The organism is Kitasatospora sp. LaBMicrA B282, from assembly GCF_050325825.1.
In the GTDB taxonomy this organism is placed as follows: Bacteria; Actinomycetota; Actinomycetes; order Streptomycetales; family Streptomycetaceae; genus Kitasatospora.
In genome coordinates this window covers 6,766-29,042 of record NZ_JBNQTI010000088.1, presented here as the reverse complement: position 1 = coordinate 29,042, position 22,277 = coordinate 6,766, and the positions used below count along the sequence as shown (strand labels likewise).

The window sequence follows — 22,277 nt, the reverse complement described above, 5'->3', positions numbered from 1 at the left end:
GCCATGAAGTGCACCGGGTAGCCGGTCTCGGCGGCGATCCAGCGCGCCAACGTCTCCATGTGGTGGCCCTGGTCGCCGTCGCCGTTGGCGCCGACCAGGCCGATCACGCCGCCCGCGGGCAGCGACCGGCCGTCCCCGGTGAGCGCCTTCCTGACCAGCGTGGCCGCGTCCCGCCAGCTGAGCGTGGTGCTGCCGCCGTCGGGCGTGCGGACCAGCACGCCGTCCCGCCGGTCGTCGACCACCACCACCGTGACCTGCTTGTTCTCCCGGAGCGCCGACGCCCACGGCAGGTCGAGGTCCGAGCGCTCGCTGACCCCGCCCTCGGCGGGGCTGGAGATCTCGGTCAGGGTCTGCCGGGAGGTGTCCAGGCCGCGGTAGTCCTGGGCGAGTCGGGAATCGCCGGTGAGGATCAGCCCGTTGCCGTCCCGGGTGGTCTCCAGCACCACCTTGGTGCTCTCGGTGACCTCCTGCCCCGGCGCCACCGTGGTGCGCTTCGCCTCGAACACCCGGCCGTCGAGGGTGGGCCAGCGACCCCGGCCGGCGGGGTGGCCGCCGGTCCCGGCGGGCTGGGTGGCGTCCGGCTCCCAGTCGCGTGCCTCGGGGGCGTGCTGACGGGTCGGCAGCTGGTCGCCCCGGTCCCTGCCGGCGGTCCGGTAGGTCTTGCCGTCGGTCAGCGGGATCCGGACCTCGACGTTGCCCAGCTTCTCGCTCAGGTGCCGGGCGTACGTCTTCCGGTCCAGGTCGGTCTTGCCGGCTTCCGGGGACCCGGCCGGGGTCTCGCGGCCGGTGATCGCCACGGTGACCGGCCCGCCCTCCTGCCAGCCGGCGTCGGTCAGGTGCCTGCGCGCGTCGGCCGGCGACAGGTCGACCAGGTCGCCGAAGTCCGGCTTGCTCACGCTGTTGACCTGCTTGGGCGTGATCCGGCCCATCGGGACCGCGAGCACCACGGAGTCGGGCAGCTTGGGCAGCGCCTCGGCGGCCGCGTACTCCTGCCGGAGCTGCGTGCTGCGCCCGTTCGCGTCCAGCGCCGGGACGAACACGCCGGCCCGGATGATCTGCGGCCGGTCCCGGTCGGTGCGGTTGCCGTCGGACAGGACGGCGCGCAGCCGGGTGTCCAGCAGCTTGCCGGTCTGCTCCACCAGGTCGGTCAGCGCCTTGTCGCGGTCGGTCGCCTTCCCCATCGAGAGCTTCCCCGGCTCGGCGGGGACGTGCGGCCGCAGGGTGACCAGGTCGTCCTTGCCGACGCCCAGTCCGGCCAGCGCGTGGGCCAGCTCGGCGGGCGTCATCCGCCGGACCTCGCCCTGGTCGGTGCGGAACAGCAGACCGCGGTCGTCGGCCTCCACCTCGATGATCCGCTCGCGGTGCACCGGCTGCTCCTGCTGCGGTGCGTGCTGCCGGGCCAGGCTGTCGCGCAGCGGGCTGGGCCCCAGGATCGCCGCCCCGTGATCGGTGGGCCGGAGCACGGGGTGCTCGCCCGCCGTCGGCTCCGGCGCGCCGAGCCACCGCTGCTGGTGCAGCAGCGGCCCCTCGGCCGGCGGCAGCGCCTCGGCGGCCTTGCCCTTCAGGTTCTCGGCGAGCTGGGCGTCGATCGCGGCCGGCAGGATCGGCGGCTTCTTCGTCCCCCGGTCGGTGACGAACAGGACGTGCGCCGACTCGCCCGGGTTGGCGAGCACGCGGTCGGCCCGGTCGGCCTGGTCCCCGTCCCGGTAGGCGTCGAGGACCTTCTGACGGCTACCGGCCGGCTGCTCGTCGAGCAGGTCCTGCAGCGCCTGGCGCCGGGCCCGGGCGTCCGGATCGGGGAGCGTGTCGCCCGTCGCACTCCGGCGCAGGCCGTCCACCAGCAGCTGGTTGCGCAGCCGGCGGCCGGTGAGGGCGGCCTCCTCCTCGGCGAACTTCTCCGCCGTGCGGCGGGACCAGCCCTCGGCCCGCTGGGTGCTGCGGGCCAGGTCGAAGAAGGCCCGCGCCGGGGAGTCCGCGCCCTTGCCGTCCACGAAGTCGGACACGTGCCGGGAGCCGAAGACGGCGGTGATCTCGGCGTGGTAGCGGCCGAAGAGCGTCTCGTGCCGGGCGATCAGCTCGGCCGCGGCGGCCGGGTCGGTGCCGTGGCCGAGCAGCGTCAGCGCGGTGGCGTAGGCGGCCAGCCGGCCGTCGGTCAGCAGTTCCTCCGCCACCGGCCGGTGCTCGTGCAGCACCCGCAGCAGCTGCGCCGCACCGGTGGCCGGCGTGTGCGGGGTGCGGAACTGCGCGGAGATCAGGTCCGCCAGGTCCTGGCCGGCGGTGGGGCTGGTCCAGTCGTGGCCCTGCCAGGCCGTCGCGATGTCCTGGGCGGCGTGCCACTGCTGCAGCCGGAGCTGCTGCGCGGCGGCCGCCGGGGCGACCGGCTCGGGCGAGCGCTGCGCCGCGCTGGGCAGTTCGGCCGGGTGGTCGTGCAACTCCAGGCCGCGGCGCAGCCGTTCGGCCACGGCGCGGGCGTCGTCCGCCCAGTTGCGGGCGTGCGCCATCACCTGGTCGGCGCGGCCCAGCCAGGCCCCCACGGTGGAGTTGTGCGCGGGGACGGGATCGCCCTTCACGAACTCGGGGAGCTTGTCGAGGTAGCCGGTGAGGAAGGTCTTGAGGTCCTTGAGCCGCTCGGCGAACGACCCCGCCACGCTCTCCGGGGCGTCCTCCCGGACCTCCGGGCGCTTGAGGTACTGGTCCCAGGTCGCCAGGTGCTGTTCCAGCACCTTCCGGAGCTGCTCGACCCGGGTCAGATGGGCGCGCGGGTCCATCAGCTCGGCCTGCGAGGGCGCGGGGTCGTGCAGGGTCGAGCGCTGCTTGACGGTCTCGGGGTTCAGGGCCTCCTGGGCGTCGTACTCGGCGTCGGTCCGCGTGTCGAACAGGTTGTCCGGGTCCTTCAGCACCACGTTCTGCTCGGGCTTCCAGGTCCGCCGGCCGGGCAGCCGGTCACCGGCGAGCACGGAGCCGCGCCACTGGAGCTGCTCGTAGCTGGTCAGGTCGCCGGCGTCGGGGCCGAGGTCCTTGCCGACCTGCTCCAGCGAGCCGGCCACCGCCGTGTCGGCCAGCTCGGCCAGCACGTCGTGGTCGACCTCGACGGCGTTCGGCTCGGACTGCGCGTAGGCCGAGCGGACCGGGCCGCCCTGGTCGGCGGCCGCGCCGAGCTTGACCGCGGTCTCGTGGTCGACCAGGACCGAGGAGAGCGTCACCTTCTCCAGGTCGCCGTCGCCGAGGCCGCGGGCCAGGCGGTAGGCGGAGTCCGGCCGGCCGATCACCACCAGCGACCGACCGCCGTCGGTGGCCCGGACCGTGCCGCTGCCGCGGTCCGCGAGCCTCAGCCCGCTCTCGCCCTGGCCGCGGCCGAGCACGTACACCCGGACCAGCTGCCGCCCGTCCTTGCTGACCGACTCGACCTCGGCGCGGTGCACCGGTCGGCCCGAGCCGTCCCGGCTGGACTCCAGGAACGGCCGGAAGTCCGCCTTGCCGCCGGGGGTGCTCGGGGAGGGGGCGGCGGTACCGCCGGAGCGGTGCGTGACGCTGCCGAGCGACAGCACCGAACGGCCCGGGTCGGACTCGGTCTCCAGGCCGGACTCGAAGCCGGACTCGGAGACCGCCTGGGAGCCGGGGTGCTCGCCGAGCCGCGGGACGGCGGACCAGGAGAGCGACGGGGTGAGGTCCTCCTGCAGCGGGTGCAGGCCGGGCGAGCTCTGCTCGGACCCGCGCTCGGACCCGCCGTCGTAGCCCGACTCGGAGGTGGGGCCGCGGAACGGGTCGGTGAACTGCCGGGCGAAGGCGTTGGGCGGCCCCGCCTCGTCGCCCGACTCGTCGAAGCCGTCGAACCCGTCGAACTCCTCGGACTCGTCCACCTCGTGGAGCGGCGCCAGGTGGTGCTCGGCGGACCGCACCGGGGCGGTGGGCCGGCCCGGTCGGCGGCCCTGGTCGGAGCCGGCCAGGCCCAGGCGGCGCTGAGCCGGGTCGTTCGACACCGAGTGCTCCGGGCGCAGCTCGCCGTCGGAGCCGTCGCGGCCCTCGAGACCGTCGAGACCGTCGACGTCGAAGCCCTCGGCGGCGGCGTCCTGGTGGCTGACCCGGACGGTGGGGACCTGCGAGGGGGCCGGTCCGCCGAGCGCCTCCGGGCGCGCCTCGGGCCGGACCCCGCCGCCCCCGTTCGCCCGGCGGTTCCACTCGATGATGGCGTGGACCGGCAGGCGCCGGCCGGCGAACTGCTCCGAGGTGACCTCGCGCGACACGAACTGGCGGACCCACCAGGTGGCGTAGGTGGAGAACCGGTGGCCGAGGGAGGCGTCGAACCGCTCGGCGGCCCGGAGCAGGCCCCGGTTGCCCGCCTCGATCAGGTCCTGCCGCGGCGTGCCCCGGTCGAGGTAGTGCTCGACCACCGAGAGCATCAGCGGCTGGTGACCCGCCACCAGTTGCTGCTGCGCGTCCCGACCGTCCGCGGCCAGGGTCTCCAGCGCGGCGCGCTGCGCCGGCGACGGGTGCTCGTCCGGGTCCTGCAGCCGGGCCGCGGCCTCGCGGCCCGCGCCGATCCTGCGGTGCAGCTCGTCCTGCAGGGCCCGCTCGCGCGACGGGCGCAACGGCCCGTCCTGCGGCGCCGGGGCGGGCGCCGGGCGCACGGACGCGGGGTCCTGCCGCGCCGGCTCGTCCTGGGTGCGGTCGGCCGGCTGCGGCAGTCGCTGGTCGTGCAGCGGGGCCGCCGAGTCGACGGTCTCCTCGATCTGCCGCAGCGCCCGCTCGGGCAGCGGGGCGAAGGTCTCGGACTGGTACATCGGCCCGGCCCGGTGGACCCCGCTGCTCTCCTCGGAGGACCGGAAGAGCGCCTCGTAGTCCTGGTAGGTGTCGTTCAGGCCGAGGTAGTGCAGCACCTCGTGCAGCACGGTCGGCAGCATCGCGGCGTCCTCGGACTCCGGTCCGAGCGCCCACGCGCGCTGGTCGGAGCCGGGCAGCTCGGCCCGCGGCAGGTCGGTCCGGGTGATCCGGATCGCCTCCGGGTCCCGGGCGTCGTCGGCCGGCGTCAGCCGCACGGTCACGTGCAGCTGGTCGCCGGACCGCGGCAGCCGGTAGCCGACGTTGACGTGCGCGTCCAGCGCGCCCTGCAGCTTGCCCTGCAGGTCGGTCAGCTGCTCGGGCGTCAGATCGCCGGGGCGCACCCGGAGCGGGACCTCGTGCTGGCGGACGTACCGGCCGGGGGCCACCTCGATCCGGCTGACCCGGGCCCGGATCAGGGTCCGGGTGCCCGCGAGGGTCCCGGGGAACCGCTCGGCGCCGAGCGGGTCGCTCGCCGGGTCGAAGTGCTCGGCGTGCACCGAGGCCGCCCGGGTCGGGTCCAGCCGGTGCCGCCAACTCTCGTACGGTGCGGGGTCGGTGACCCGGCCGCCGGGAGCGTTCAGCTGCTCCTCGCGCTCGTCGTCCCGGCCGGGCCGCTCGGTGCCGGTGGGCTGGGGCCCAGGGGCGCCGGGGGCGGCCCAGCGCTGCTGCGCGGGCTGCTCCAGCTGCGCGGGGTGCTCCGGCTGCTCGGACGGCAGCGGCGGGGCCTGCGAGGGCGTGCGCTCGGCCACCGGCAGCGGCGGCACCTCGGTCCCGTGGAACTCGACCGTGCTGCCCGCCGACATCACGAGGAACTCGTCCTCGCCGAGGTAGAGCGTGCTCTTCGGGTCCTCCGGCCGGCTCTGCAGGTGGGTGCCGAAGACCCGGTTCAGCGGGACGTTCTGCAGCGTCACGTAGAACGGGCCGAAGCCACTGCCCGGATCGTCCGGCTGCTTGTACGGCGTCAGCAGGCTGAACGACTCCGCCGGACCGCGCGGCACCGTGATCGAGGGGTGGCGGGCGTCCCGGTCGATCTCCTGCTCCGGGTTGTGGTCCTTGACGAACTCCCGGTTCTCCAGCCGCATCAGCCGGATGCTGCCCTGCTCGCCGTCGACGTTCGGCAGCTTGGTGTGCTTGAGGAACTCGTAGGTGAAGACGTGCTGGGCGACCAGGCTGCGGATCTGCCTGCGGGTGTAGCCGACGAACGGGAAGTCGCTCTCGTCCGCGGTGGTGGCGCTCCAGTCCCGGGCCTCCCGGAGCCGGGTGGCGATGCCGGCCCGGTGCCAGGCGTACTCGGTCTGCACGTCCTCGCCCGGGCGGGAGTAGGCGTAGAAGAGCTTCGCCCGGGTCGAGGGCCGCGACCAGGAGCCGCCGGCCTGGCTGCCGGCCCACTCGGCCAGCACCTCCGGGTCGCCGCCGACCTGCTCCAGCCACCGGTAGAACCGCTGCGAGGCGCCTTCCTCCCCGCGCAGCGAGCCGCCCTCGTACTCGGGGCGCGGGACGCCGTTTGACGCCTCCCACGGGGTCCCGGCGTCGATCAGCATGGTCGGCTTCACGCCCGACCGGTCCGGCTCCAGCTCCGCGATGGTCAGCTCGGCCGGGAAGGTCTTCGGCACGCCGCTGTCCCGCAGGCTCATCTGCAGGTGCAGGAACTCCTCGGTGTACGCGGGCGACCAGCCGTCCTGGGTGAGGACCTGATGGGTCGCCAGCAGCGTCTGCGCTGCCGCCGCGCCGGGCAGCCCGTCCGCCACCACCTGCTGCGCGCGCTTGACCAACTCGTCCAGCCGCACCTGGGCGTGCGTGTTCCGCTCGCCGAACTGGTCGGCGAGCTGCCCCATCTGCTCGAAGTTGCCCTCGCTCCAGTCCGTCATCCGCTTGGGCTCGAGGCCCTCGTGCCAGTGCACGGGTTCGCCGGCGAAGATGCCGAACTCGGTCAGGCTGGTCTCCCGGTCGGGCCAGAGCCCCTCGGGCGTGAAGTCGCCCGCCGGCCACGGCCGCAGCACCGGCGGGTCGATGGGCTGGGCGAAGGCGGGCGAGGAGGCCCGCTCCGCCGTCGCCCCGTCGTCCGACTCGCTGTCGGAGTGGTGCGCCCCGTCGGAGTGGTGCGCCTCCTGGGTGGGCTGCGACACGGACAGGTGCTGCACCGGCGGGAGCGTGGTCGGCTGCTGGACCACCGGGCGCGCCGGGGTCGGCGCCGGCTGCGGCGCGTCCTCGTCCGTCGTCCAGCCGCTGTGGTCGGACGCCTCGCCCTCCGAGTCCGAGCCGGGGACCTGACGGCGCGGCAGCGGGAGCACCGGCGCCTGCGAGGGCGTGTGCTCGGCCACCGGCAGCGGCGGCACCTGGGTGCTGTGGAACTCGATGGTGCGGCCCACCGACATCACCAGGTACTCGTCCTCGCCGAGGTACAGGGTGCCGTTGGGGTTCTCCGGACGGCTCTGCAGGTGGGTGCCGAAGACCCGGTGCAGCGGGATGTCCTGGAGCGTCACGTAGAACGGACCGAAGCCGCCGGCGAAGTCGTTCGGCTGCTTGTACGGCGTCAGCAGGCTGAACGACTCGGCCGGGCCGCGCGGCACCGTGATCGAGGGGTGGCCCTCCTCCGCGGTGAAGGTCATGTCCGGGGCGAGCGCCTGGTCCGGGTTGGAGTCGTGGACGAAGTTCCGGTTCTCCAGGCGCAGCAGCCGGATGGTGCCGTGCTCGCGGTCGATGTTGGGCAGGTCGGTGTGCTTGAGGAACTCGTAGGTGAAGACGTGCTGGGCGACCAGGCTGCGGATCAGCTTCCGGTCGTAGTTGACGAAGGAGAACTCCTCCTCCCCCGGGGTGCTGGCGGTCCAGTCGCGCGCGTCACTGAGCCGCCGGCCGAGGCCGCCGGCGTGCCAGGCGTACTCCTCCGCCACGTGCTCGCCCGGGCGCGAGTAGGCGTAGAAGAGCTTGGCCCGGGTCGCCGCCCGCGACCACGACCCACCGGCCTGCTGGGCGGCCCACTCGCTCAGCAGCTCCGGGTCGCCGCCGGCCTCCCGCAGCCAGCGGTAGAACCGCTGCGAGGCGCCGTCCGTGCCGCGCAGCGTGCCGCCCTCGTACTCCGGGCGCCGGACGCCGCGGGTCTCCTGCCACGGGGTCCCCTCGTCGACCAGCATGGCCGGCGCGTCGCCGAACTCGTCCCGCTCCAGGTGCGGCACGGTCAGCGCGGCCGGGAACGCCTTCGGTACCTCGCTGTCCCGCAGGCTCATCTGCAGGTGCAGGAACTCCTCGACGTAGGAGGGCGACCAGCCGTCCTCGGTGAGGAGCTGGTGGGTCGTCAGCAGCGTCTGTGCCGCCTCCGCACCCGGCAGCCCGTCCGCCACCACCCGGTGCGCCCGGTCGACCAGCTGGTCCAGCCACTCCCTGGCTCGGGCGTTGCGGAGGTCGTACTGGTCGGCCAGGCGGCCCATCCTGGTGAAGTCGCCGTCGCTCCAGTCCGTCAGGCGCTTGGGCTCCGAGCCCTCGTGCCAGTGGACGGGCGCACCGGAGAAGATGCCGAACTCGGTCAGGCTGGTCAGCTGGTCCGGCCAGAGCCCGGTGCTGGAGAACTCGCCCGTCGGCGACGGCCGCAGCACCGGCGAGTCGATGTCCGACCGCAGCGCGGGCGACACCGCACGGTCCGGGGTCGAGCGGCCGTCGGACTCGGTGTCCGAGGGCCCGTCCCGGTGCTCCCCGGTCGTGGTGTGCGGGGCGGCCAGGTGCTGCGGCGGTGCGACGGGCTGCACCGGCGGGCGTGCCGGGGTCGGGGCGGGCTGCGGGTCCTCGCCGTCCGACCACTCCTCGCCGGAGGACGCCTGCTCGGAGTCCGAGTCGTGCCGCAGGTTCTTCAGCATGCCCGCCAGGTCCGGCTTGCCGGACTGCGACGGGTGCACCGGGCGCTGCGCCGCGTCGTCGGCCGCCGGCCGGGGCGCGGTCGGCTCGGGCCGGTGCTCGTCGGCCAGCTCCTCGAACCGGTGGTACGTCAACTCCCGCACGACCGGGCCGGACCGGGAGACCTGGTCGATCTTCTCGAGGTGCCGGTCCAGCACCGCGAAGGCGTGCCGGTGCGCGGCGTCGCCCATCACGCCGTGGTCGTCGGCGTACTTCGCCATCCGCTCCGGCGAGCGGAGCGCCATCAGCGCCTCGCCGTACTCGTCCGGCAGGCCGAGGTAGTGCAGCACCTCATGCAGCAGCACGCCGTCCGTGCTCTGCGCGAACCACTCCTGCTGGTTGCTCCGGCCGTCACCGGACTTCACGGTGATCGTCTGGTGCGCGTCGTCGGCCTGGTCCGCCCGCTCCAGGGTCAGGTGCGCCTGCGAGCCGTCCGGCAGCGTGAAGCGACCGTTGAAGTGGTCGTTCACCACGGCGACCGCGCGGCGCCACAGCTCGTCGGTCTCCGCCGAGGTGGGCCCGTGGCCGGCGTCCAGGTGCAGCCGCAGCGTGAAGTCCTTGACCCAGTGGCCCGGCTGGGCCTCGAAGTGCCGCAGGTCGTAGCGGATCGTCGTCTCGTAGCCCTGCAGACCGCCGAGCTCCGGGCGCTTGCGCGCGTACCGGTCCGGCAGCGCGGGGCCGCCGAGCGCACCCGGCCCCGCCTGGCCCTTCGTCGAGGGGTCGAAGCGCTCGGTCGACACCAGGGCCGGCGTCGCCTTCGCGCGCACCGCCGACCAGTCCGCCGGGGTCAGCAGCGGTCGACCGGCCGGGCCGGGCTGCGGCACGGTGCCGGTCGGCCCGGTGGGTGCCGCCGGCACCGGGGGTGCCGGCGACGGGGCCCGCTCCGCCACCGGGAGGTCGGTGGGCGGTGTCTCCGCGGCCGGGGGCTCGGCGACCGGGGGCTTGCTGGTGAGGATCTCCTCGATCGAGGCGGCCAGGCTCCTGGGCGCGGCCGTGGGTTCGGGCTCCTTCAGGGCGTCCGGTGCCGCCGCGGGCTTGGGGGCCTCGGTGACCTCGGCGGGCTTGGGGGCCTCGGCCGGCTTGACCGGCGCCGGCGCCTCGGTCGGCTTGGCCGGCACTTCAGTCGGCTTGGCCGGCGCCTCGGTCGGCTTGGCCAGCGCTTCGGCGGGCTTCGGCGCCTCGGTCGGCTTGGGTGCCGCCACCGGCGTGGGCGCGGGCGCCACCGGCGCCACCGCGGCCGGCTCCGGGACCTCCGCCGGCTGCGGCGCGGGCTTCGGCAGCGCGACCTGCTCGCCCTGCGGGTGGTCGTGGTCGAAGGCCAGGTAGTGGTCGCTCATGACCGTGCCCGGGGTGGTCTCCCGCTCCGGGACGTCGATCGAGATCGGGATGACGCCTTCCTCGACCCGCCTGCGGTCGCCGTCGACGAAGGTCACCGTCACCTTGGCGTAGCCGGTGTACCGGGCCATCGGCGTGCCGAACTTGGCGTGCGAGACCACCCGGCCGCCGTCGGTGTTGGCCTCGCCCTCGCGGCCGCGCCGCTGGACGCCGACGGTGCCCAGGAAGGTGCCCTCGGCCGCCTCGCTGACCTCGGCCTTGGCGCCGGCCTGGACCGAACCGCCCCAGATGCTCCAGTCCAGGTGGGTGTGGACGCCCGAGTTGGCGGTCTCGTTGGCCGGGCTGAGCTCGACCTTGCCGTCCGTCCCCCGGTACTCCAGGCGGAGGACCTGGAGCGAGGCCTCGACGCCCGCGTTGGAGACCAGCCGGCGCTTGCCGGGGTCGGGGGTGGCGATCTCGTCGCCGCGGGTCGCCTGGCCGAACCGGGCGGAGAGCTGGCTGTGCCCGAGGGTGTTGCGGGCCACGCTCTCCATCCGGTCCCAGGTGCGCCTGCCGAAGAACTCCGGCCCGCGCAGCCGCAGGATGTCCTGCACGCCGGCGGAGTCGCCGAGCCAGCGCAGCACGTCGGACCCGCTCATGCCCTGGTCGAAGATCCTGGCCGGCGGCACCTTCACCGGGACCTCGACCGGCGGGTCGGCCGGCACGGTGAGCGGCTGCGGCTGGCGGTGCTCGGGCGCGTCGAAGGGGGCCGGGACCTCGCTGGGACGGCCGTCGCCGGCCTCGATCGTGGTGTCGAAGCCGATCTTGGTGGTGGCGATGGTCCGGGTCGGGGTGCCGCTCGTGCGGATCGCGTGCCAGGCGGCCCCGGCCAGGCCGGCCAGGCCCTCCCCGGGCGTGCCGGTGCGCGGCGGCACGATCCGGTCCTGGTCGCCCAGCGGGATCAGCGGGCGGTGCTCCATCTTGACGATCAGCTTGACGACACCCGAGTAACCGGTCCCGGGCCGCTTGGACTTGGTCGCCATGCCGGAGGTGGTGGACAGGCCGCGGGCGTCGATGGTGTCGCGGCCGCGCTGGTGGGTGCCGGAGACCCCGCCGACCACGGCGACGCCGTCGGGCAGCGGGTTGCTGGTGCCCTGCACGCTCACCGTGGTGCTGGTGCTGCGGCCGCCGGCCTCGGCCTGCTGGTCCGAGACGGCCACGGTGTGCTGGACGGTGGTGGCGTTGTTGAACTCGGTCTGCGCGGTGTCGCCGGTGTGTTCCAGGTGGTCGACGGCTGCGGAGATCCGCACCGTGCTCCGGCCGTGCCGCAGCACGATCTCGTGCCCGGAGGTCAACGACTTCAGCTGGCCCTGGAGCTCGTCCGGGTCCAGGGCGGCGAGAAGCTTCTTCCGCATGCCGCGCCAGTCGCCGCCCAGGGTGCGCGAGCCGGCGTCGTCCAGGGCCCGGACCGCCGGCTCCATCGAGGGCGCGGCGTCGCGGGCGGAGTGCAGCGGGTAGACGTTGGTGACGATGTCGCTGGAGCCCAGCCGGTGGGTCTGCTCGATCCGCTCCGGCGGGGCGACGTGCTTGGCGACCGGCGCGGGTTCACCGGTGCCGGGCACCACGGAGTCCCGCAGCGGGACGGCGATGGTGGTGTCGATCGGGACGTCCACCGTGGGCTCGTCCAGCCTGCGGCCGAGCTTCTTGAGGTCGAACTGGATCGAGAAGTCGGCGGTGCCGCTCAGCAGGGCCGCGTCCTCCACGGTCTTGCCCCGGCTGGAGGTGGCGCCGGCGATCTGCAGCACCGTGCTCTTCGAACGGTCGTTGATCCGGGAGACGTTGCCGGAGAGGTCGACGTGCCCGAGCTTGGCCTTCGCCGGCACGCCGAAGACGTCGCGGTTCCGCGAGTCGTGCTGGGCGCCGGAGAAGAGGCGGTGCTGGGCGCCCCGCTCGAACTCGAAGTTCTTCTGCGTCTCGGCGTGCCGGAAGCCGCGCAGGCCGGCCCGCACCGTCACGGTGCCGTGCCAGCCGCCGACCGAGACCTTCGTGCTGAGCACCCCGCCGCGGGTGAGCCGGGAGAGCTGGGTCCTGAGCGCGAACGGGTCGAACTTCTCGCGCAGCCTGACCAACTCGTCGTCCGAGAGGGTGCCGTGCCGGCCGAGGGTCTGCTCGATGGTGTGCAGCACCTCGGTGTCGTTGTTGCCGAGGCTGACGGTCACGTCGCCGGCGCTCATCGAGCCGTCGGAGATCCGCTTCGGCGGGTCCAGCTGCGTGCTCGGCGGCACCACGTCCTGCGGGCGGCCGAGGCCGGGCCCGGTGAAGACGCCCAGGCCGTCCTCGCCGACGGTGTAGCGGCCGCCGGTCTTGGCGTCCAGGCTGAGTTCGGTGTCCAGCGGGACGGTGAGGTGGTGCTCGACGCCCTGGTGGGTGATCGTGACGTCCACGGCCACGACCGAGTCGTAGAGCGCCTGCGGACGGTTGAACTTGCCGTTCGCGTAGACCTTGCCGGAGCTGCCGTCGCGCCAGCCGGTGCGGTCGCGGTACTGCTTGCCGTACTGGCCGGAGAGCGTGACGGAGTCGCCCGCGCCGTCCACGGTCGGCTGACCGCCGGCCTGCCCGGAGGCGGACTTGACGTCGGAGAGCACGGTGCGGTCCGAGCTGAAGGTGCTGGTCTCGTTGACCGGGTTGAGGTCGGCGTCCTTGTCGTACCGCTTGAACGCCATCTCCACCACGTGGGCGGTGGCCGAGATGCGCACGCCGTGGGTGGACTTCGGCACGTCCAGCGGCAGACCGCGGGTCATCGAGGTGAGCCGGGAGGAGACCATGCTGTGGCTGTAGGTCTGCCGGACGTCGCTCCTGACGGCGTCCCAGGTCGAGCCGAGGAGCTCGCGCCCGGCGGTGTCCAGGGCCTGGTGCAGCGGCGCGACGTCGCGCAGGTCGCGAACCGCGACGGTGTCGCCGAGGCCGCTGTGCGGGGTGCCCGGCCAGACGCTGTCCGGCGGGCTGTAGATCTCGCTGCCGGGCTCGAAGCTGCGCGGGGCCGGCCGGGTGGGCGGCTGGTCGTCGGCGGTGAACAGGGTGGGGTCCGGCGCGGTGGGGTCCTCGGACAGCGTGGCCGGGTCGAGCCTGCGGGCCTCGCTCTGCTCGATCAGGGTGCGGATGCCGACGTCCACGCCGGCGTGGCCGGTCGTGGTGCCGCCCAGCGGCCCGGTCTTCTCGAAGGTGAGCCTGAGCTCGCTCAGACCGTCGAAGACCGCACCGGGCCCCTTGGTCTTGGTGGTGACGCTGCTCTCCTGGCCGCTGCCCGAGATGTGCATCCGGTCGCGGCCGTACTGCGCCGAGGCGCTGCCGCCGTAGGTGCCGGGCAGGCCGCGGTAGTCGTTGCCCGACCCCGGCAGCGGCAGCTGGACCGCGTCGCTGCGGGTGTCCTGGTCGGCCGCCGAACGCTGGATCCCGGTACCGACGTTGAACTCGGTCACCTTGGTGTTGTCGGTGTGCCGCAGCGACTTGACCCCGGCCTCGACGCTGACCCCCAGCTTGCTCAGGCCGCCGTCGCCGGTGAGGTCGACCCGGAACCTCTCGCCGGACATCAGGCCCTTGAGGTTCTGGTGCAGCCGGGTGAGGTCGAGCTCGGAGAGCAGCTTCTCCTTGACCTTCGCCCAGTCGTCGCCGAAGAAGGCCTGGCCGTCCCGGTCCGCGGTGTCGATCACCGCGGCCATGCCCTTGCGCAGGTCGTCGTGGTGCGCCGTCGGCGACCAGACGTCCAGCACGATGTCCGAGCCGCCGAGCCGCTTGCCGGCGGTCACCCGCTCCGGCGGCGCGAACCGGTCGCCGATCGGGTCCTTCTCGCCCTTGGCGTTCAGCGTGTCGCGGGACGGGATGCCGACCGTCGCGCCGATGTCCAGGACGTGCCGGTGCTGCCCGCCCGGCGTCTCGAACGGCTTGCCGTTCTTGTGCAGGTCGGAGAAGTCCACGGTGAGCCGGAACCGGGTGCCGAACAGGGCGCCCGCGGCCTGGGTCTTGCCGCGCGCGATGGTCCGGCCGCCGTCGGTGCGGGCGTCGCCGTGCATCTCGTCGTGGGTGTAGCCGAGCGCCTCGGTGAGGTCGCCCGTCTTGCCGAACTTGAACTTCGCGGAGACGCCCGCGTTGACCCGCCAGCGGGTGTCGCCGAGGTGGGTGACCGTCGAGAGGTGGTCCGCACCGTTCTCGTTCTCGATCTTGTCGGCCGTCTCCAGGTAGCTGAGGTCCTCGACGGTGACCCGCATCGAGGCCTTGCCGGTCCAGCCGTCGCCCTCGATCGGCACGTGCCAGCTGTCGCCCCGGGAGAGCGCGGAGAGCCGCGGGCGCAGCGTGGCCGGGTCGAAGAAGGCGTGCGCGATGGTCTTGGCAGCGGGCAGGTCGCCGCCGAAGGCGTTCTTGAACAGGTCGGTGATCTGCGCGACCACGGTGACGTCGTCGTCGTGCAGGTCGACCAGCAGGTCGTAGCCGCGCAGCCGGTGGCCCTCCGTCACCTCGGTCGGGGGGCGGCGGACGGCGGCCGGGTCGATCGGCTTCGTGGGCTCGAACGCCGGGTCGATCCGCGGCGGTTCGGGCAGCGGGCGCTCCGGGCGGGGGACGGGCGGCAGCGGGCGCTCGGGCACCGGCGGGCGGTGCGCGGGGGTGGGGGTGGCCGGGGTGTGCTCGGGCGCCGGGGTGTGCTCGGGCGCCGGGGTGGGCAGGGCCGTCGGCGCAGGGCGGGACGGGTCGGTCGGGTCGGCGCTGGAGGTGGCCAGGCCGGTGGGGCGGGTGGCGGGGGCGATCGGGCCGGTGGCGGCGGCCTCCGCGGGCAGCGGGGGCAGCTCCTTCTCACCCGGCGCCTCGTCGCCCGGGACGGTGGTCGCCGGGCGGTCGCCGGGGATCGGCGGCAGCGGGCGGGTGGGCACGGGGGGCCGCTCGGGGCGCTCGGGCCGCTCCACGGTGACGGGCGCGTCCTTCGGCGGGACGGGCGGGCGGACCTCGGCGGGCGCGTCGTCCTTCGGCGGGACCGGCGGACGGACCTCCGCGGGCGCGTCGTCCTTCGGCGGCACGGGCGGACGGACCTCGGCCGGCGGCTCCCCCGAGCGGCCCGGGCGCGGGCCCGCGTCGCTCGCGTCGTAGTGGTTGACGCCGTTGTGGTAGACCGTCACCTGACGGGCGTTCGGGTCGCCGAAGGCCGCCAGCGTGACCACGCCGCCGTGCCCGTCGTCGCCGACCACCCGCAGCCGGAACCCCAGCTCGTGCGCGACCAGCGGCGGGAACATCTCACCCAGGTCCGAGGCCCAGGAGTGCTCCCAGGAGTCGACGGCGGACTGCAGGCCGCGGAACTCCTCCGGGGTGAGCGGGGCGTTCTGCCGGGTGCGGTGGAAGACCACCAGGTCGGCCAGGTCCCGGGTGGGCAGCGCGTCCAGGCCGACGTCCACCCCCCGGTCGGCCAGGTAGCGGAACTGCCGGGCCGGGGAGAGCGCGCTGTCGGCGAAGTTCCAGCCGACCCGCTGCTCGACCTCGTCGCGGGCCGCGCCCAGGTCACCGTCCCGGCTGTCCGCCAGTTCGTCGGAGCGGACCCGGACGTACTGCTCGCGCAGCGCGACCGGGTCGGCGGCCGGCTCGTGGCCCTGGCCGCGCAGGTAGTCGACCGCGTCCTTGGTCTCCTTGGGCCCGGCCAGCTTCCAGCCGACCTCGGACTCGGCCGTCGCCCGGGCCGCCGCCGGGTCCAGCCCGCCGCCGGTCAACTCCCGGCTCCGGGCGGCCACGTAGAGGTCGTGCAGGGTGCGGGCGGGCAGCACCTCGTGGGTGTCCACCGAGGTCACGCCGAGTGCGCCCAGCTCGTCGGTCAGCTCGCTGCGGCTGCGGCCGTTCAGCGTGCTGCGGATCGACTGCGTCGCGTACGCCCGGTAGTTGGCCGCGACCTCGGCCGGCAGGTCCGCCGGCGAGCTGTGCCGCAGCCGCGTCGAGATGGTGTCGCGCAGCGCCACGGCGGTGTTGCGCACCGAGCCGCCGTCGGCCCCGCCCAGCGCCTGCCGGACGCCGACCGGGTCACTGGTCGCCACCGAGGAGAGCAGGCAGAGCCCGTCCCCGGGGACCGTCACCCGCTTGCCGGGGTCGCCGAACTCCTCGCCGGAGCCGCCCGCCATGTGCGGGGTCGTGACCGTGCTGGTGGTCGGCTGGTCCGTGCTCGGCCTGTCGGTGGTCGGCTTGTCGCTGCTCGGCTTGACGATGGTGCTCGGCTTGTCGGTGCCGTGGAACTGCGAGGCGACCTCGGGCGAGGAGGCGCGGGACCCGTTCGACGGCGTGCCGGGCCGCGAGGTCGGCTTGGGCACCACGGTGCTGACGCCGTGCTGGGTGATGGTGAAGGCGTCGACGTTGGGATTGTCCACCGTGAAGCCCTGCTTCTCGATGGTGTCCACGAAGTCGATGGTGGCGCCGGCCAGGTAGGGCGCGCTCATCCGGTCGGTGACGACGTTCAGGCCGCCGAAGTCCGCGAGGTGGTCCCCGTCGAGCGAGCGCTCGTCGAAGAAGAGCTGGTACGCCAGCCCGCCGGAGTCCTTGGGCTGGGCCGCGATGCGCAGGGCGAGATCGGGGTTGCCCTCCTGCTCCAGCAGCTGCTTGACCTTGGCCAGGGCGGTGTCGCTCAGCGCGGCCGCGCCGCCCTCGCCCAGGTCCAGCCGGGCCCCGGCACCGCCCGGGCCGTCGTTGCCGTGGAAGGCCGGGCCGGGGCGGCCCGTCGGCGCGCCGGCGGCGGGAGCCGCCGACCTGCCGGGGACGAAGGCGTTGTGGGCGTCCAGCGGGATCGCCCAGACGTGGTTGAGGCCGGTGGCGTGCAGCGGCAGGTCCACCGGGGCGTGGGTGTTGCGCTGGGCGTCGACCCAGATCAGGCCGTGGCCGGGGACGTTGACCAGGTTCCAGATGTGGCCGGCGCCGTTGTCGAAGGAGCCGAAGACGATCGCCCCGGCACCCGGGCCGGCCTGCCGCAGCCGGTCGGCCACCTCGTTCAGGCCGCCCTGCCCGTCGCCCATGAACTCGGCGGCATGGCCGGTCCACTCCTGGACCTGGGTGTGCGCGCCCGCGGGCACGCCGGTGGGGCGGTCGGCGGTCTGCGGGTCGCCGTGGAAGGTGGCGTGGAAGGCCATCGCCGCCGCACCGCAGTTGACCAGCTGCGGGTCGAGCGGGCCGGCCGAGCCGTCCTTCGGGTTGACCAGGTCGAGCCACTCGCCGGGGTGGGCGAAGCGGTGCGGCTGCCCGTCCGGGCCGGTGCCGAGGGCGTCGCGCAGGTTCTGCAGGGCGTCGTCGCCCAGCGGCCGGTAGCCGTCGGAGGGGTAGTGCTGCAGGAAGTCGTCGACCGAGGCGAAGGTGTGGGTCTCGGGGTCCGGACCGGTGGTGGTCACGGTCTCGACCACGGTGGGCTGCTCGGGGCCGCGGTCCTCGGCGAACGAGGCCGGGCGCGGCCGGCGGCCGAGCACCGAGGCGGGCGCGGACTCCTCGCCGGCCGGGCCGGCGGCGGTGCGGGGGCCGCCGGGGCGGGCGATCGGGCGGCCGTCGGGGCGGGTGAGGGTGCCGGCGGTGTCCGTGTCGGTGGCGGTGGCGGGACGGCTCGGGCCGCCGTCGGTGAGCAGGCGCGGGCCCACCGACTCCACCACCGGCTCGTCGGCCGGAGCGTCGGTCGCCGACCGGACCGGCTCCTCGACCGGCTCGGTGAAGAAGGTGTTGTCGTGCAGCTCCTCGTGGGCCTGCCACTTCTGCCCGTTGAGGTTCTCCGGCCCGAACTGCTCGCGGTAGGCGTCGAACCAGTCCCGGCCGAACTGCCGCTTCAGGTCGGCGAGCTGCCGGTGCTCGATCCCGCGGCCGTCGGCCAGGGTGTCGAAGCCCTGCGCGGCGTGCTCCAGGGCCGGCATCACCTCGGACTCGAAGGCCAGGTGCAGCGGCAGGTCCTCGGCCAGCGCGGACTTGACGGACCGCCAGAGGTCCAGCTGCTCGGTCGGGTCGGCGCCGGCGGGCAGCTTCGCGTTGTCGAAGAGCGTGTCGAAGGCCTGCAGCGTGCGGTCCGAGTACTGCTCACGGATCCGCTCGCGCGAGGAGTCGGAGAGGGTGCCGTCGAACCGGGTGGCGGCGGTGTGGGCTTCGCGGACCGCGTAGTCGGCGGCGTTCGCGCGGGCGACCTTGACGGTGATCAACTGGTGGATCCGGTCCTCGCCGGCCAGGCCGTCGAAGGTCTTGGCCCACTCCACCGGGATCTGGTCGGCACCAGCCGCCGTGTGGTCGGCGGCGGGGGCACCGGTCGGCTCGGCGGCGATGGTGCCGGGGAGTTCCGGTGCATCGTCCGGCAGCTCGGTCAGGGTGGCCTCGTGCTCCGGCGGCTCCTGGCCGCCGGTCGGGTCGAGGTGCGCCAGCAGCGCCTGGTCGGCCTTGCTCGCGATCTCGGTGGTGACCTCGCGCAGGTGGCGCTCGGGGTCGTGCCCCGCGACGCCGAGCTCGGTGACCAGCTCCGGGTCGAGCTTGCCGAGACCCTTCTCCGCCCAGCTCCCGGCCGCCTCCCTGACCTGGTCGACGACCTTGGTGGCGACGGCCTCGCGGGCCGCCTGGACCGCGAAGTCGTGCGGCAGGGCGTCCCGCTCGGCCGCCAGGTTGCGCCGGAACCGGTCGGCCCCGGCGGACAGGTCGTCGCGCAGCGCGGCCGCGCTGTCGGTGCTGCCGTAGCTGTCCCGGAACCCGCTCTCGAGCCGGTCACGGAGCTGGTGACCGATCAGCTTCAGGCTCTCCTCGGAGAGTTCGGCGTCGTCCCGGACGCCGACCTCGTGCAGCAGCCCCGCGTCCTGCTCGCCCAGACCGTCCCGCCAGTTGTCGCGGACCTGCTGCACCAGCCGGTCGGCGTCCTCCATCGCCGACTCGAACTCGGCCCGCACGTCGAGGTCCTGGGTCAACCCTGCCGTCAGGTCCGCCAGGCGGCGGCGTCCTTCGGCGGTCCGCTGCGCCAGCCCGTCCCGGACGTCGTCCGGGGTGGCGTAGACGTCGGCGACGGTCTGCTCCAGCTTGCGCCGGTAGGCGTCGACGACGTGACCGCGGGCCCGGGCCCGGCCCTCGTCGGAGAGCTCGGTGGTCCTGGTCGGCCCGTCCTCCCCGGTCAGCTGCCGACCCCAGACGTCGGCGGCGTGGTTCAGCCGGCTCTCGCCGAGCCGGACGGCAGCCTCGCGGAAGGAGGCGAGGGCGAACAGGTCGTCCAGCTGGGTGAGCACCTCATCGCGCGGCTCGCCGGCGTCGAGCTTCTGCTGCATCAGGTCGTGCGCCCGCTGGTGGACGCCGAACAGCTGGGCGTCCGACATGCCCTCGGGAAGGTTGCCGGACCAGTCCCGGAAGGCGTCCGAGAAGGTCGTGTCGAGCCCGTGGTCGTCGGTGGTGTGCTCGGCCGCGGCGGACAGCTTGGCGTCGTAGTCGTCCTGGAGGTCGCGCTGGGTCTGCTCCCACCGGCCGGCCCGGCTCTCGTCGGGCGACAGGTCGCTGTGCGACGGCGCGGGGTGGAAGGTGTAGGCGTGGCCGGACGCGGTGTGGGTCGGGGTGGCGAGCGGCTCGGGAGAGCTGGGGGTGCCCTGGTCGTGGGGCCGGGACGGGGGCTGCTCGTGGGACGGGGAGCGGTCGTCGGGGTGGGTCGGGTCGTGCGGGCGGCTGGGGTCGTCCGGGTTGTCCGGGTTCGGGTTGTCCGGGTTCGGGTTGCTCGGGTCGTGGGGGCCGTGCGGGCCGGGGCCCTTGGGGTCGTCACTGCTGGTCCGCACCGGGCGGGGCGGCGTGGGGTCGGCCGGCGGCTCGGCGTTCGGACGGTCGCCGGCGTGCGAGGCCGAACCCGGGCCCGCGCCCCGCTCCGGCCGGTCGCCGGAGCCGAGGTCGCCGCCGTGGAACCGGCTCGCCACCTTCGGGTCGGTCGGCTTGGGATCGGTCGGCTTGGGATCGGTCGGCTTGGGGCCGGTCGGCTTGGGGCCGGTCGGCTTGGGGCCGTTGCCGCCGGCGGAGTCGACGGTCGCACCGCTCCTGCCGTTGCCGCCGCTCTCCTCCCCCGACCCGCCGGAGGTCCGCGGCCGGCCCGCGGACCCGGCGGCCGGCGACTCCTCGCCCTCGCCCTGCCCGGCACCGCCGGTCTTCCGGCCGTCCTGCCCACCCTTACTGCCCTGGCTGCCCTGGCTGTCCTCGCCGGACTCGGACTGGGTGCGCACCGGGTTCGGCGCGCCCGGCGCCCGCGACTCGTCGACCCCATCCACCGAGGAGTTCCAACTGGTCCTGCCCGCTGGGTCGACGACCTCCCCGACGGGCTCCGGCCCGGTGCTCTCGGTGGGCACCTTGAAGTCGCCGCCGAGCGAGGAGACGTCCGACAGGTAGGCCGGGATCTTGCCGAAGTCGTCCAGCCCGAAGGTCTTGGCGATGTTGGCCGGGGTGTCCAGGTGCGGCCCGAGCCGGGGCACCGGGAACGGCGTGGCGTGACCCGCCAGGTTGCCGGCCAGCGAGAGCAGCGTCAGCGGGTGGAGCGGGCCGAAGTACTTGCTGTCGCCCGGCATGATCGGGGCGTGCTGCATGCTGCGGACGTAGCTGGTCCAGGTGTGCAGCGCCGGCGCGCTCAGGTGGTGCAGGAACTTGCCCATCAGGCCCATCGCGACGCCGGAGCCGAAGGTGCCGAAGTCGACGTTGAACTGGTGGCTCGGGTCGAAGATGAGGTTGGTGAACGCGGGGGTGAGCATGTTGTGCACCCCGCCCTTGATCTGCTCGCCGATCGCGTACCCGAGGTCGAACATCCGGTTGCCCTGCGGCAGGTGATCGGCGATCCCGGGCAGGGCCTCGGCGAGCGCGTCCCGCCCGGCCCTGCCGATCGGGGCGTCCTTGAGCAGGTCGTGCAGCGCGTCGCTGAGCGCGCCGTGCTCCATGCCCGCCTGGCCCCACTTCTCGGCGAAGGTCCTGCCGAAGTCCTCGCCGAGCTTGCGGGCCGCGTCGGCGCCGAGCTCCTTGCCGAGGTTCTTCTCGAAGATCTGCCCCATGGTGTTCTTGAAGGTCTCGGCGATGGTGCCCTTGCCGAACCCGCTGAAGCCGTGCTCCAGTTGGGCGGCGGTGCCGGCCAGCAGCTTGCCGACGTCCGTGGCGAACTTGTTCGTCTCCGCCTCGGTCAGCTTGGAGACGTCCTGGCCGACGGTCCTCCCGAGGTCGCCGACCAGGGTCGAGGCACCGCTGCCGGCCACCGACTTGACGCCGTCGTCGACCAGGGTGGTCGCGTCGTGCGAGAGGGTCGACGCTCCGTCGTGGACGGCCGTGTCGATGCCGTCCTTGATCCCGGACTTGATGCCGCCGTCGATGCCGTCCTTGATCCCCGACGTGATCCCGCTGTCGATCCCGTCCTTGATCCCGGACTTGATCCCGGTGTCGATCCCGTCCTTGATGCCGTCCTTGACCCCGGTGTCCAGCACGTCCTTGAGGCCGTTCTTCATCACGTCGCCGAGCTCGTGGCCGATCACCGAGCCGGCGCTCTTGCCGAGCACCGAACCCAGCGCATGGCCCAGGCCCATGCCCACCAGGTCCAGCGGTCCGGAGAGCGCGCCGCCGACCACACCCATCTCGAGCGCCTGCAGCGTCGAGCTGGTGTCCCACTCGTGGCGGTTGCCCTGGGCGAACTGGATGCCCTGGAGGGCGGCGTCGAGCGTGATGCCGCTGACCACGCTGGTGAAGATGTGCTCGGCGATCGACTTGGCCAGCCACTTCAGCAGCGCCTGCAGCGCCGCCCTGGAGAGCGCGTACTCCCAGCTCAGGTTGAGCAGCGACTCGCCGAAGGTGAACGGCGCCCAGGCGATCGCGTAGAGGATCTCCGCCACCAGCTGGACCAGCTGGGCGATCGCCATCCACTTGGTGTACTCGACCTGGTTGGCGGTGTCCCCCGCGTAGTTCGCCAGGTCGAGGCACTGCTTGGCGGTGAGCATGAGGTAGTCGTCGCCGCCGCTGCCGCCGATGAACTGGTTCATCTCGGCCACGAAGGCGTCGGCCGCGTCGCCCTCGAACTGCTGGCGGCAGACCATCACCAGGTCGGCGATGTCCTGCCGCAGCTCGGGCAGCAGCTGCCCGATCTTGGTGTAGTCGTCGCGGACGTGCCGCAGCGACCCCTCGTCCGCCTGCGGCCACGGGCTGCCGGAGACGACGCTGAAGAACTCCGCGCCGCCGGCTCCGATCATGATCGACGGGTAGTTCGCGGTGAGATCGCTGTCGTTGTCGGCGGCGGCCAT

General features: G+C 74.1%; 1 protein-coding gene (running past one end of the window). It reads right to left on the bottom strand.

From position 1 onward, the window contains the following. Positions 1–22,277: the 5' portion of an iron-sulfur cluster assembly accessory protein gene (locus ACQRUO_RS23245; RefSeq protein ID WP_428317964.1), read on the bottom strand. The gene continues 5,035 nt to the left of window position 1, outside the view; the window shows 22,277 of its 27,312 coding nt (coding positions 1–22,277); it begins with the start codon at positions 22,275–22,277; its stop codon lies beyond the left edge, outside the window.